Source organism: Cognatishimia sp. F0-27 (assembly GCF_020667845.1).
GTDB lineage: Bacteria > Pseudomonadota > Alphaproteobacteria > Rhodobacterales > Rhodobacteraceae > JAFMPQ01.
This window is the reverse complement of sequence record NZ_JAFMPQ010000008.1, coordinates 1-12,892: the sequence shown is the minus strand read 5'-3', so window position 1 is coordinate 12,892 and position 12,892 is coordinate 1. Positions and strand designations below refer to the sequence as shown.

The 12,892-nt window shown below is 63.2% G+C and carries 9 protein-coding genes and 1 pseudogene; 9 read left to right on the top strand and 1 reads right to left on the bottom strand.

Features of this window, described 5'->3' with window-relative positions; genetic code table 11:
- The first annotated feature begins 1 nt into the window (after position 1).
- Genes nirB through cysG form a run of 5 tightly spaced genes read left to right on the top strand, consistent with a single transcriptional unit; the run spans position 2 to position 7,767 of the window.
- Positions 2-2,434: a nitrite reductase large subunit NirB gene (gene nirB, locus J1C49_RS06045; protein ID WP_227444913.1), complete on the top strand. Its 2,433-nt coding sequence runs from the start codon at positions 2-4 to the stop codon at positions 2,432-2,434.
- On the top strand, positions 2,431-2,760 hold the full coding sequence (gene nirD / locus J1C49_RS06040) for a nitrite reductase small subunit NirD (RefSeq protein WP_227444912.1): 330 nt from the start codon (positions 2,431-2,433) through the stop codon (positions 2,758-2,760). Before nirB ends, nirD begins: the two co-directional genes overlap by 4 nt.
- 2 nt (positions 2,761-2,762) lie before the next feature.
- The gene (locus J1C49_RS06035) at positions 2,763-5,390 is read left to right on the top strand and encodes a nitrate reductase (RefSeq protein ID WP_227445010.1); all 2,628 of its coding nucleotides are present in this window, start codon (positions 2,763-2,765) and stop codon (positions 5,388-5,390) included.
- Positions 5,387-6,343, top strand: a complete 957-nt coding sequence (locus J1C49_RS06030; protein WP_227444911.1) for a glycosyl transferase family protein — start codon at positions 5,387-5,389, stop codon at positions 6,341-6,343. The genes J1C49_RS06035 and J1C49_RS06030 overlap by 4 nt, the downstream gene beginning before the upstream one ends.
- Positions 6,340-7,767, top strand: coding sequence for a siroheme synthase CysG (gene cysG / locus J1C49_RS06025; RefSeq protein WP_227444910.1), 1,428 nt, complete (start codon positions 6,340-6,342; stop codon positions 7,765-7,767). Before J1C49_RS06030 ends, cysG begins: the two co-directional genes overlap by 4 nt.
- 12 nt (positions 7,768-7,779) lie before the next feature.
- Here cysG and J1C49_RS21920 read toward each other — a convergent pair whose 3' ends face one another.
- Complete coding sequence (locus J1C49_RS21920) at positions 7,780-8,202, bottom strand: transposase (RefSeq protein ID WP_227445009.1); 423 nt, start codon at positions 8,200-8,202, stop codon at positions 7,780-7,782.
- Between the two features lie 344 nt (positions 8,203-8,546).
- Between J1C49_RS21920 and htpX the strand changes: the two genes are divergently transcribed.
- From htpX to J1C49_RS21915, 4 genes and pseudogenes are all read left to right on the top strand, one after another.
- On the top strand, positions 8,547-9,434 hold the full coding sequence (gene htpX, locus J1C49_RS06015) for a zinc metalloprotease HtpX (RefSeq protein WP_227444909.1): 888 nt from the start codon (positions 8,547-8,549) through the stop codon (positions 9,432-9,434).
- Between the two features lie 58 nt (positions 9,435-9,492).
- The gene (gene htpG / locus J1C49_RS06010) at positions 9,493-11,334 is read left to right on the top strand and encodes a molecular chaperone HtpG (protein ID WP_227444908.1); all 1,842 of its coding nucleotides are present in this window, start codon (positions 9,493-9,495) and stop codon (positions 11,332-11,334) included.
- Positions 11,331-12,008, top strand: a complete 678-nt coding sequence (locus J1C49_RS06005; protein WP_227444907.1) for a formylglycine-generating enzyme family protein — start codon at positions 11,331-11,333, stop codon at positions 12,006-12,008. The genes htpG and J1C49_RS06005 overlap by 4 nt, the downstream gene beginning before the upstream one ends.
- Positions 12,009-12,760: 752 nt before the next feature.
- A pseudogene (locus tag J1C49_RS21915) lies at positions 12,761-12,892 on the top strand (calcium-binding protein); the annotation flags it as partial.

Genomic DNA, 12,892 nt, shown 5'->3' with positions numbered 1-12,892 from the left:
CATGACCGAAAAACTTGTAATCATCGGTGCCGGCATGGCATCGGGTCGGATGATCGAACATCTGGTGGAAGCCGCCCCGGACGCATTCGACATCACGCTCTTCAATGCCGAGCCACGGGGAAACTATAACCGCATCATGCTGAGCCCGGTTCTGGCGGGCGACAAGACATATCGGGAAATCGTCACCCATGACGAAGACTGGTATGCACAGCATGGCGTAACCTGCCGCTTCGGCGAACCGGTTGTGGCGATCGACCGCGACATGAAGGTGGTCGAGGGCGCGCATGGCCATGTGCCCTATGACAAACTGGTTGTGGCGACCGGGTCCATTCCCTTCATGATCCCCTTGCCGGGCCGTGACCTTGAAGGTGTGATTGCATACCGCGATCTCGAAGACACCCAGCGCATGATGTCCATGGGCGCGGGCAATCGAGTGGTTGTCATCGGCGGCGGGCTTCTTGGGTTGGAGGCCGCAGCCGGCATGGCCGCGCGCGGCGTGGACGTCACCGTGGTTCACATCATGGGCCACCTGATGGAACGTCAGTTGGACGAGGCCGCGGGGTATCTTCTCAAGAAGTCGCTCGAAGCCAAAGGCATCACCGTCAAGCTGCAGGCGAACTCGAAGGAAATTCTCGGGCAAGACGGCCATGTCCGCGCATTGCTGCTGGACGACGGCACCGAACTGCCCTGTGACCTGCTGGTCATGGCCGTCGGCATCCGCCCGAACGTGGCTCTGGCGCAGGAGGCAGGCCTTGCCGTCGGCAAAGGCATCCATGTGGACGACCAGATGATCACGTCGGACGCGGATGTCATGGCCGTCGGGGAATGCGTCGAACATCAGGGCGCGCTCTTTGGTCTCGTCGCCCCGCTTTACGATCAGGCCAAGGTCGCGGCGCAAACGCTGCTGGGACAAGAGACGGCGTTCCGGCAAAAAACGCTGTCGACCAAGCTCAAGGTCACCGGCTGCGATCTGTTCAGCGCGGGCGATTTTGCCGACGGCGAAACCCGCGAAGATATCGTGTTCCGAGATCCCGCACGCGGGGTCTACAAGCGGCTGGTCATTGAAGACGACAGGCTGATCGGCGCCGTGATGTATGGCGATACGGCGGACTCGAACTGGTTCTTTGGCCTGATCCAATCCGGCGAAAGCATCGACGAGATGCGCGACACGCTGATCTTTGGTCCGGCCTTTCAGGGAGGATCCTCTGTGGACCCTCTCTCAGCCGTTGCAGCATTGCCGCCTGAGGCGGAAATTTGCGGCTGCAACGGCATTTGTAAAAGCACCATCACCGAGGCCATCGAGGGCGGCGCAGGTGATCTGGCCGCTGTGCGGGCCACCACCAAGGCTTCGGCGTCCTGCGGAACCTGCACCGGGTTGGTCGAACAACTGCTGCAGGTCACGCTGGGCGACGCGTTCCGGGTTCCCGCCGCTCAACCCATCTGCGGCTGCTGTGACCTGACACACGAGGACGTTCGCCGCCTGATCAAGAGTCAGGCGCTGAAAAGCCAGGAGGCCGTCTGGCAGGAGCTTGGCTGGAAAACCCGCAACGGCTGCCACGTTTGCCGACCGGCGGTGAACTTCTACCTGCTGGCCGATTGGCCGCTGGAGTATCAGGACGACCCGCAAAGCCGGTTCGTCAATGAACGCAAACACGCCAATATCCAAAAAGACGGCACGTTCAGCGTCGTTCCGCGCATGTGGGGCGGGATCACCAACCCGACCGAATTGCGCGCCATCGCGGACGCCGCTGACAAATACAACGTGCCGACCGTCAAGGTTACCGGCGGCCAGCGCATCGACCTGCTTGGCGTCAAAGGCGAAGATCTGCCGTATATCTGGGCCGATCTGAACAAGGCTGGTCTTGTTTCGGGCCACGCCTATTCCAAAGGGCTGCGCACGGTAAAGACCTGCGTCGGAACGGATCACTGCCGCTTTGGGACGCAGGATTCCACCGGCCTCGGGATCAAGCTGGAACAGGTGCTCTGGGGGTCGTGGACACCGCACAAGGTCAAGCTGGCGGTATCGGGCTGCCCCCGCAATTGCGCCGAGGCAACCTGCAAGGATGTGGGCATAATCTGCGTGGACAGCGGGTATCAGGTGGGCGTTGCGGGTGCGGCGGGCATGGATGTGAAGCAAACCGAACGTCTGGCCGATGTACCCACCGAAGAAGAGGCCATCGACCTGACTGTCGCCTTCATCCAGCTGTATCGCGAAAACGCCAAGTATCTGGACAGACCCTACAAATGGGTGGCCAAGGTCGGCCTTGACTGGGTCAAGGCCCGCGTCGTGGACGATCTGGAAGAACGCGCCCGCCTGATCGCCGCATTTGAACTGTCCCAATCCATCTACCGGAAAGACCCATGGGCGGAACACGCCAAAGAAGCGGACCGCTACCAAACCCTTGCAGACCTGACCCTGGAGGCCGCGGAATGAGCTGGATCGACCTTGGACCTGTTACAGATATCCCCGTACGCGGCGCACGGACGCTCAAAACCGCGTTGGGCTGCGTGGCCGTGTTTCGCACCGCCGAGGACGAAGTCTTTGCCCTGACCGACCGCTGCCCGCACAAAGGCGGTCCGCTCTCCGAGGGGATCGTGCACGGCCAAAGCGTCACCTGCCCGTTGCACAACTGGGTTTTCGACCTCAACACCGGCGTGGCCAAGGGTGAAGATGCAACCGTCGAAACTTTTGCCGTGCGCGTCGAAGCGGGGCGCGTCCTGATTGATGCCTCCCGCCTGGCCGGACGGAGTGCCGCCTGATGATGGACGGCAACAGCCTCCCCGAAACCCGCTCCACCTGCCCCTATTGTGGGGTCGGGTGTGGTGTCCTGCTGCGCCCGGACGGCGACGGTCTGGCTGTCCGCGGTGACCCGGAGCATCCCGCAAATTTCGGGAAACTGTGTTCGAAGGGCGCAGCCTTGGGCGAGACAGTGGGTCTCGAGCACCGCCTTCTGGCCCCAAAGATGGATGGGGCCGAGGTCGGCTGGGACAGCGCCCTGCAACGGGTCGCTGAGCGGTTTTCCCGTGCGATTGAAGAGCACGGGCCGGACAGCGTGGCCTTTTACGTCTCGGGCCAATTGCTGACCGAGGATTACTATGTCGCGAACAAGTTGATGAAGGGCTTTATTGGCTCGGCCAATATCGACACCAATTCCCGGCTTTGCATGGCGTCCTCGGTGGCGGGCCACAAGCGCGCCTTTGGGTCCGACACTGTTCCCGGCACCTATGAAGACCTCGACGAGGCCGACCTTGTGGTGCTGGTCGGGTCGAACCTCGCATGGTGCCACCCGGTTCTGTATCGGCGGCTCATGGCAGCGCGCAAAACCCGCGGCACGAGGATCGTCGTGATCGACCCGCGCCGCACGGCGAGCTGCGACGGGGCGGACATGCATCTGGCGTTGCAACCGGGCAGCGACGTTGCCCTGTTCAACCGTCTGTTGGTGACCCTCTACGAGGGCGGTGCGCTCGACAAGGCATTCATCGCGCACACCAACGGCTTCGATGAAGCCCTGCATGCCGCGCAAAACGATACTGCTGCGCCAACCGGGCTGACCGAAACGGAGATCCGCGCTTTCTGCGATCTCTGGATGCGAACCGAAAAGGTCGTGACGATTTATTCTCAGGGCGTGAACCAGTCGAGCTCGGGCAGCGACAAGGTGAATGCGATCCTGAATTGCCACCTTGCCACCGGGCGCATCGGCAGGCCGGGCATGGGGCCGCTGTCGGTCACCGGGCAGCCCAACGCCATGGGCGGGCGTGAGGTGGGCGGGCTTGCCAACATGCTGGCCTGCCATCTCGATCTCGAAAATGCCGACCATCGCGCTGCGGTGCGCGGGTTCTGGGAATCTTCACCCTTGCCCGAGACGCCTGGATTGAAGGCCGTGGACATGTTCCGCGCGGTCGGCGACGGCAGGATCAAGGCGCTGTGGGTGATCCACACCAACCCCGCCGTGTCCATGCCCGAGGCCGATGCTGTGTGCGACGCGATCGCGGCATGCCCCTTCACCGTTGTCAGCGACATCACCGCGCGCACGGATACCGCCCGGCTTGCCGACGTGCTTTTGCCTGCCACTGCCTGGGGTGAAAAAGACGGCACGGTTACGAATTCCGACCGCACGATCAGCCGGCAACGCGCTGTGTTGGCGGCCCCCGGGCAGGCACGACCGGACTGGGATATCCTCGCGGATGTTGGTCGGCGCATGGGGTTCGACAAGGCGTTTGATTATGCAAGCCCGGCAGAGATATTTCGCGAATATGCCGCGCTGTCTGGCCTGGCAGGGCAATTCGGGCGCGATTTCGATATTTCTGGCTTCGCGGATATCTCCGATCAGGGATACGCCCGTTTCCAGCCACAGCGCTGGCCCGTCACGACGACGCGAAAGGGTGGTCGTTTTTTCGCCGATGGGAGGTTTTTCCATCCGGATGGCCGGGCGCGCATGGTTGCGGTGTCCTGGAAACCGCCCGCTTCGAAAAAATCGCCGCGATTCCCGTTCCGCCTCAACACCGGGCGGGTGCGCGACCAATGGCACACGATGACACGCACCGCGTTGAGTCCGCGATTGTCGGGACATCTGGCAGAACCGTTCGTGGACATGCACCCGGAAGATGCCGCGCGCCGGAACATCGCCGCATCCGACTTGGTGCAACTTGTCAGCCCAACGGGGAAGTGCATTCTGCGCGCCCGGATCACACCGGCGGTGCAAATCGGGCAGCTCTTTGCGCCGATGCACTGGACTGCTGAAACCGCGCCATCAGCGCGCATCGACACGCTTGTGGCCGCCGAAACGGACCCGGTGTCAGGCCAGCCCGAAAGCAAGGCCAGCGTTGTGGATGCTACGCGGTTTGACGCGGCATGGTATGGTTTTGCCGTTTCATCGGATCCCATGACCCTTGATTGTGCCTACTGGGCCCTGGCCCGCACGTCGCGTGGTTACCGGGCCGAACTGGCAGGCGATCGTCCTGTCGACGATTGGGAAGCCGAGGCACGACGTCTCTTTTCTGCCCCCGAGGCCGAGGCTTGCTCAATCATCGATGCCAAACGCGGCAGCGCCCGCGTTGCGCTTTACCGGGATGGCATTCTTGCGCACGCATTGTTTGTCGCGCCGCGCCCTGTGGCGGTGATGCGCGACTATCTCGCTGACATGCCGGGTACGGAGGCGGCAAATGCACTCTCCGGACGCCCGCCAGCGGACATGCCCGACCCGGGTCCTGTCCTGTGCTCCTGTTTCGGGGTCGGGGTCAACACGATAGTCGACGCCATTGGAACCAAGGGCCTGATGACGGTCGAGAGCATCGGCGAAGTGCTGGCCGCAGGCACGAATTGCGGGTCATGCCGTCCCGAGATCGCAGAGCTTCTCAAGATGGTGCACAGCCGAGAGGCCGCCGAATGAGTTTGTCGGATCATGTGCGCACACTTGGACGCGGCCCGGGTCGCGCGCGGTCGCTGACCAGAGATGAAGCGCAGAACGCGATGACGCTGATTCTGGAGGAAGGCTGCGCCCCAGAGGCTATCGGGGCCCTTCTCATGCTGATGCGGATGAAGGGGGAAACGGCGGAAGAGATCGCCGGGTTCGCCGCAGCGGCGCAAGCGTCCACACCAGCGCTGCCTGCTGTCGATCTCGACTGGCCAAGTTACGCAGCGGGCCGCACGCGTGGCGTTCCGTGGTTCCTGCTCTCGGCGCGATTGATCGCTGAGGCAGGGCACCGTGTCCTGTTGCATGGCTGGAACGGACAGGACAACGCCGTCCGCGCAGGCCTCGCAGATGCTGGCATTGGCGTCGCGCGCGATGCCTCGGACGCCGCGCGCCTGCTCGATCGTGACCGGATCGCCTATATGCCGCTCGAGGTGTTGCACCCCCGGTTGTTCCAATTGCTCGATTTGCGCCGTGTGCTGGGCTTGCGATCCTGCATCAACACGGTGTGCCGAATGCTCAATCCGGGTCGCGCGCCGTCCAGTGTGCAAGGCGTCTTTCACCCGTCCTACCGCTTGCTGCAGGCCGACGCGGCAGCGCTCTTGGGGTGGCATGGCCTGAGCGTGATCAAGGGCGGTGGGGGCGAGTTCGAGCGCAACCCCGCCAAGGATGCCGCCGCCTTCGGCTTGCGCAACGCCGCTCCATGGTGTGCGACCTATCCCGCCACACGCGATGAGGTGCGTCGCCTCTCGGACGCATCGGCGCAAAGCCTTGCGGCGGCGCCTCCAACGGCTTTCGAAGTCGACATCGTGACCGGTACCGCTGCGCTGGCGCTCGACACGCTGGGCGAGACACAGGCCGAGACCACCGCGCGCGATATCTGGTTTGCGCATCCCGGTTTTTCACCACGCCTGACAGGAGAAAGAGCATGAAAGCCTTCCCGATGTTCATTCGTACGACCGGTCGCCGGGTCGTCATTGTCGGCGGCGGAGAGCAAGCCGCGCAGAAGGCCCGTTTGATGCTGAAAACGGATGCCGATCTGGTCGTCGTGGCCGACGCTCTCGAAGACGAACTGCTGGCCCTGTCGGATTCAGGGCGCGCGCAGCATGTCCGGCAGCTGTCGGCGCAGGTTTTCGAGGATGCCGCTATGGCATTCGTTGGCACCGGCTGCCCTGCCATCGACATCGCCGCACACGCATTGGCCAAATCGGTGCGGTGTCCGGTCAATGTTGTGGATCAGCCCGATCTGTGTGACCTGACAACTCCGTCCATCGTCGATCGCGATCCCGTGGTTCTTGCCATCGGGAGCGAAGGCACGGCCCCTGTATTGACGCGCGAGATCAAGACGAAGCTTGAACAGGTCCTCCCCCAGAATCTTGGCGGGTTGGCCGCTTTGGCGGGGCGTCTGCGACCCAGTGTCGAACGGCATGTGCCACGCGCCCGGCGCCGGGCTTTGTGGGCCTGGGTCTTCAAGTCCGCACCCCGTGCAGCCTGGACCCGTGGGGAGGAACGCGACGCGGCACTGGCGATAAAGGATGCAATTGCAAATGGAGGCCCACCTGACATGCCTGCGCCGGGCCATATCGCGTTGGTTGGGGCCGGCCCCGGCGCGCGGGACCTGTTGACATTGCGCGCCGTGGAACGCCTGCAGGAGGCGGATGTCGTTTTCTACGACCGCCTTGTTGACGAGGACGTTCTGGAACTGGCGCGTCGCGATGCCGAACGGGTCTTTGTCGGCAAAAACGTGGGCGAAAACGCGTGGCCGCAAGACAAGATCAATCGGCTGATCGTTGCCGAGGCGCGCAAGGGGCGCCGGGTGGTCCGCTTGAAGTCGGGAGATCCGGGCATTTTCGGCCGGGCAAACGAAGAGATCCAAGCGGCCCGCGAGGCCGGTATCGCGGTCGAACTGGTGCCGGGCGTTACCGCAGCGACGGCAGCTGGGTCGGCGCTGGGGCGGAGCCTGACGGAGCGGGGCGTGACCGATACGCTCGTGATTGCGACCGGAACCGGGTGCGGCGACGATCCGACACCGGATTGCACGAGACTGGCAGGACCGGGAACGACGACAGCTTTCTATATGTCGGTCCGGCAATCCTCCAGATTGGCCCGCAGCCTCATGGGTCAAGGTTTGCCGCCCGATGCCCCCGTGGACATTGCGACCGACGTCTCCAAACCCAGCGAGCGCCATTACAGTGCAACAATCGCAACGCTTTCCGAGACGTTGCAGCGCAATCGGGTCGCGGGATGCGCCATATTGCTGGTGACGTGGCCAAAATCACAGGCTCACGTCGGTTTGGCCGAGGTGCTTTTGGCGTCTGAAGATCATCAACGCGCGTTGCCCAAGGCAATCGCCTAGCAGCTATCGTTCTCAGGCGCGTTGTCTGGTCCGAGGGTGGTGGGCTCTACGGAGCGCGTGCGCGATTGTGACGGGCTTTCGAGCAAGGGCGGTGATGCCGGGCGTGTGCGCTCTACCGCGCTCGCAATGGCGATTGGTGAAGGTCCTGAGGACCGGATTGTGATCGCGGGCGACGAGAGGTGCCATGAATACGCCGTGCCGCAACGCCCGGCGTCCACCACCGATGGCTCGTTTGCTGCGCATCGGACCCCTGTCATGAGCGATTGGCGTAAGCCCTATGCGCGCGGCCGCGTGCTCTCCGGTGGTCTTGCCGAGTTCCGGAATCTTGGCGATCCGCATTGGGTTGGCGCCGGGGCCGGTCCCTGGAAGAGGTCGCAAGATGCAAGTCGTCGTGGCACGGTCATCACCCGAAGCGTTTGTCGTCTCGATCTGCATGTCCAAGCGTGCACCGCGCTGCAAGACAAGGTTCGCCTCGACCGCGACTCGCTGGCTCCAAGCCGTGCAGCCTTGGGCCGACGGGCCATGCTTCTCCGTCACAGGAAAAATCGCTAGGCGGCGAACTTCCAGGAGGTGCACCGCAGTCTTGCACCGCGCCTTTTCGAGAAGCCGAAGAAATCCCTGACACAGGACGGCGCGTGAGCCGGCCTCGTGACGTAAGGCGGAATTATCTATAGCAAAATCAGCACTTTGATCGCAACGCGTTTGCATTCCAGGGCCATTGTCCAGAGGCGGCTGCATTCCTATATCCCCTTTTGACGTGGTCGAAAGGGCTTGAGGCGATGGCACGCACATATCTGTTGATGGCAGCAATGACGGCTTTCGTGGGAGTCGTCGGGTTGATGCTGGGCGGTGAAGCCGGGCTCATCATCGCGCTTGTGATCGCCGCGGGCATGAACACCTACGCCTACTGGAATTCTGACAAGGCGGTCTTGCGCATGCACGGGGCGCGGGCGGTGGATCAACGCACCGCGCCGGAGCTTTGGGCGATGACCGAAAGCATGGCGCGGCGGGCCGGCTTGCCGATGCCGGCGCTTTACATCATCGAGACGGATCAGCCCAACGCCTTCGCCACGGGCCGCAACCCGGAAAACGCGGCCGTCGCGGTCACGCGCGGGTTGATGCAGAACATGTCGCGCGAGGAAGTGGCCGGGGTCGTCGCCCATGAGCTTGCCCATATCAAGAACCGCGACACGCTGACCATGACAATCACCGCAACGCTTGCGGGGGCCGTGTCGATGCTGGCTAATTTTGCCATGTTTTTCGGTGGCGGGCGGGATCGCCCGCTTGGGCTCATCGGCACCATTGCGATGATGATTCTCGCGCCCTTGGCGGCGGCCATGGTTCAGATGGCGATCAGCCGTGTCCGCGAATACGAGGCCGACGCGGAAGGCGCTGCAATCTGCGGCAACCCCGAATGGCTGGCCTCCGCGCTCGCGCGCCTCGGGGCACTTTCAGGCCGGATCGACAATATTGCGGCGGAGCGCAATCCGGCCACGGCGCATATGTTCATCGTCAACCCGCTGCACATGCAAGCGGTCGACAGCCTGTTTGCCACACACCCGCCCATCGAAAAGCGGATTGCAGAGCTTCGCAAGCTTCGTGCTCCGCGGAATGCAGCGCCACGGGGGCGCCTGAGACAGTCGCAAGACACCGGTCCCTGGGGCTAGTTGAAACCTGCGGCCCATCGCTTAAATCTTCGCCGCAAACAGACATCGGAGGTGCGCTATGACTGAAGTGCTTGAGAAAGAGACTTTTTCCTTTCAGACCGAAGTGGGCCAGCTGTTGGAGATCGTGGCGGGCTCGCTCTATTCCAACCGAGAGGTGTTCCTGCGCGAGCTCGTGTCCAACGCGTCGGATGCCTGCGACAAGCGGCGCTATGCGGCGCTGACGGATTCGAGCCTCGCTCCGGAGGGCGCGTTCGCGATCACGCTCACGGCCGACAAGAAAACCCTCTCGATCTCCGATAATGGCATCGGCATGAGCCACGCCGATCTTCTTGAAACCCTGGGCACCATCGCGAAATCCGGCACCGGCGCGTTCATCGAGGCGCTCAAAGCCGAGGAGAAAGACGCCCCGGGACTGATCGGGCAATTCGGTGTCGGCTTCTATTCGGCCTTTATGGTCGCGGAAAACGTGGAGGTGCTGACCCGCAAGGCGGGCGAAGAGGCAGCATGGCTCTGGTCTTCCGACGGCAAGGGATCCTTCACGATCGCGCCTGCGACGCGCGAGACTGCGGGGACCACCGTCACGCTGCACCTCAAGAAGGACGCCAGCGAATTTGCAGAAGACGCCCGGATCCGCCGCATCATCAAGACCTATTCCGAGCATATCAGTTTCCCGGTCAAACTTGGCGAAGAGACCCTGAACGCGGCTGAAGCGCTGTGGACGCGGCCCGCAAAAGACATCTCGGACGATCAATATACCGAATTCTACAAGCATGCGTCGCACGCATTCGATACGCCTTGGCACGTGATGCACAACAAGGTGGAGGGCACGCTCAATCATACAAGCCTGCTCTTCGTGCCTTCGGTTCAGCCCTTTGACCTTTTCGACGCGGAACGGAAGAGCCATGTGAAACTCTACGTGAACCGCGTCTTCATCTCCGAGACGACCAAGGATCTCATCCCGGCTTATCTGCGCTTCCTGCGCGGTGTGATCGACAGCCAGGACCTGTCGCTCAACGTCTCCCGCGAGATGCTCCAGACCGATCCGAAGCTCGCCAAGATCAAGACGCAAGTCACCAAGAAAGTGCTGGGCGAGCTCAAGAAAAAGGCCGACAAGGCACCCAAGGACTATGCGAGGTTCTGGGGCAATTTCGGCGCGGTGCTGAAGGAGGGTCTGGTGGAGGACCCGGCCTTGCGCGACCGTATCCTTGAGGTTTGCCGCTTTGACTCCACGGGCGACGAGGGATTGACCAGTCTGGCCGCCTATGTCGAACGGATGAAGGAGGGCCAGGAGGCGATCTTCTACATCGCGGGAGAGGATGCCGCGAAGCTCGCGCAATCGCCCCATCTGGAAGGCTTCAAGGCCAAGGGGGTCGAGGTGCTGCTGCTGTCCGATCACGTGGACGAGTTCTGGCTGCAGCACATCCAGGAATTCGAAGGCAAGCCGCTCAGATCCATCACCCGCGGCGCGGCCGATCTCGATGCGATCAAAGCCGAGGACAAACCGGCGGAGGAGGCATCAGAGGACGCCGACCTCTCGGGCCTCATCGCCGCGATCAAGGCCGAACTGGGTGAGGCAGTCAAAGACGTGCGCCCTTCCAAGCGCCTCACCGACAGCCCGGTCTGCCTGATCGCCGATGAAGGCGATATGGATGTAAACCTCGAACGCCTGCTCAAACGCCATGGTCAGTTGCAAGAGGGCATGCCGCGCGTGCTTGAACTCAATCCGTCTCATGCGCTCATCACCGGGCTGGCCGGTCGCGCGGACAATGCGGACGACGCGCTCCTCAAGGATGCCGCGCACCTGCTGTTCGACCAGGCCCGGATTGTCGAAGGGGAAACCCCGAAAGACCCCGCGGCTTTTGCCCAACGCCTTGCCCGGGTCATGGGCCGCGCGCTTTGATCCGGGCTGGCGCGGCGCTCGCGTTGCTGATGGGCATGCCGGCGTCGGCCGAGCCCGTGGCGCTCGACGGGTTCGCCCTCGACCGAACCGAAGTGACGGTCGGCGCCTTTGCCGCCTACCTGGCAGAGGCTGGGACCGAGACCACGGCCGAGCGTGAGGGCGGTGGCTTTGAATGGGGCGCAGGGTGGGAGCGCCGCGCCGGCTGGACCTATGCCGCGCCCCAAGGCACGCCCGCTGCGCCCGATGAACCCGCCGTACATGTCACCTGGCACGAGGCGCAGGCTTTCTGCGCCGCGCAAGACGGTCGCCTGCCCACGCGCGAGGAATGGGCAGCAGCGGCCTATACCGAAAGGCGCGCGACCCCGCAGGGCGGTTTTCGGACAGGGCAGACCTATGCCTACCCGGTGGGCGACACTCCGGAGGGTATGAACAACAACCGCCGTGGCCATGTGTCCGTCGGCACCACCAAACCGGGCGTGAACGGGCTCTTCGACATGGGCGGCAATGTCTGGGAGTGGCTTGCGGACCGTCGGGACGGGGACGCGCTCACCGCCGGGGGCAGTTGGTGGTATGGCCCGGCTCAAACCCGCATCAGCGGCATGCAGTGGAAACCCGCCGATTTCTACGCAGTCTATGTGGGCTTCCGCTGCGCCTATGATCCGGGCGGCCAATGATCAGATTGGCCAATAGGCAGAGAGTGATCAGGGCGGGCAGGGCTGAGGCATCGCCGCCCTGCGCGTTCCTTGCTTGCCGTGGCGGACAGGCAGCGCCGGCCGATGCGAACCGAACGCGGGTTGCCCAAGCGTGCACAGGCCCAAGCGCTGGCCACTGAACACAGCGCCCCCCCCCCTGTCATGCGCGGGCGCACAGGGCGGGCATGTGGCCGCAAGGCGTGGCCGAGGCCGACCGTTTGAGCCGCTTTGCCGCCCCAAGACACTCCAATGGTGATTGCGTCGATCGGCGCAGGATTGCCGCGCCACACAGAGGGCGGCAATCCGCACGCACCCAGGAATGCCACCTCACAGCACAGAGCCGGGTCCGGTAACGTGCCCGAAAGTGTTTGTGGCCGAATGTTGCCCGGCAAATGAGACCGGGCGCCCGTCTTTGTGCAATCACCCTGCATCAGGCCGGTTTTGACGCGCCGATATCTCCCGCCTCTGCGCTCCGACGGGGGGCGTTGGTCCAAGAGGGGGCGTAGCCACCCATTGCCGATCGCCGCCGCCGCGACGCGTTTCGCGGAGTTTTTCGCGGGCGGCGGGTCGTGACGCCCTGCTAATGTCTGCCCTTCGCGCGCCGGTTGCCGTCTCGATCCCAATCGCGCAAAATCCCGAAAGCGGCCCGCATCCATTGCAATGGCTATTGCTAAAACGGTCCCAATACTTAACCCTAAAATCTTGATGACATTCTTGCAGTTTATAGGTCTCTTATGGAAATTACCGGTTCTTCTGATCCTGAAACGATCCCCGGCACGCAGCAGGACGACACGCTGATCGGCCTTGGCGGCGACGACCTTCTGCAAGGCGGGGCAGGGGCCGACACCTACCGTTTTGCGCCCGGC

What these genes read in the sequence shown, in the direction of transcription:
- nirB (WP_227444913.1), top strand. Translation starts at nt 2, where the DNA reads ATGACCGAAAAACTTGTAATCATCGGTGCCGGCATGGCATCGGGTCGG.
- nirD (WP_227444912.1), top strand. Translation starts at nt 2,431, where the DNA reads ATGAGCTGGATCGACCTTGGACCTGTTACAGATATCCCCGTACGCGGC.
- J1C49_RS06035 (WP_227445010.1), top strand. Translation starts at nt 2,763, where the DNA reads ATGGACGGCAACAGCCTCCCCGAAACCCGCTCCACCTGCCCCTATTGT.
- J1C49_RS06030 (WP_227444911.1), top strand. Translation starts at nt 5,387, where the DNA reads ATGAGTTTGTCGGATCATGTGCGCACACTTGGACGCGGCCCGGGTCGC.
- cysG (WP_227444910.1), top strand. Translation starts at nt 6,340, where the DNA reads ATGAAAGCCTTCCCGATGTTCATTCGTACGACCGGTCGCCGGGTCGTC.
- J1C49_RS21920 (WP_227445009.1), bottom strand. Translation starts at nt 8,202, where the DNA reads ATGCAGATCGAGACGACAAACGCTTCGGGTGATGACCGTGCCACGACG.
- htpX (WP_227444909.1), top strand. Translation starts at nt 8,547, where the DNA reads ATGGCACGCACATATCTGTTGATGGCAGCAATGACGGCTTTCGTGGGA.
- htpG (WP_227444908.1), top strand. Translation starts at nt 9,493, where the DNA reads ATGACTGAAGTGCTTGAGAAAGAGACTTTTTCCTTTCAGACCGAAGTG.